At 68.7% G+C, this 419-nt stretch carries 1 protein-coding gene; it reads right to left on the bottom strand.

The genetic code is table 11. The features are described 5' to 3' along the window. Positions 1-140: 140 nt before the first annotated feature. A partial coding sequence (locus tag G3I71_RS48555; protein ID WP_203733212.1) for a type IV toxin-antitoxin system AbiEi family antitoxin occupies positions 141-419 on the bottom strand: 279 nt, incomplete at its 5' end.

Raw genomic sequence — 419 nt, 5'->3', positions numbered from 1 at the left:
GAAGAAGACGACGTCGTCAGAGGGCACTCCCGCGGCGATCGCGCCGAGCAGGTGCGAGATCAGGTGGTCCCGGCGCACCTGTTCCATGTCGACGCCGAAGCGCTCGGCAACAGCCGCCCACTCGTCGTACTGGGAGACCGTCATCGGTTCGCCACGACTCGTCGGTAGGTGGCTCGCATCCGCTGGCGGCCGGCGATCTCCTCGAGCGCGGCGGGGTCGCACTCCGGCCACAGGGCGTCGATAACCTCCTGGGCGTCCAGGTCCTCAGCCCGAGGATCCGCACGCGCGAGGTCGAGCACCGTCTGCTCGGGCGTCGTAACCAGGACCTGGCCGAGCTCGGTTGTCATCGCGATCGCGTCGAGCTCCGCGACGGCACGCGTCACGAAGCGAACCTCGCTCTCGCGATCGGCAAGTCGAAG

This window comes from Streptomyces sp. SID12501 (assembly GCF_010550245.1).
Lineage (GTDB): Bacteria > Actinomycetota > Actinomycetes > Streptomycetales > Streptomycetaceae > Streptomyces.
Note: the sequence above shows the minus strand (reverse complement) of the source record. Positions and strands in the feature narration are given on the sequence as shown.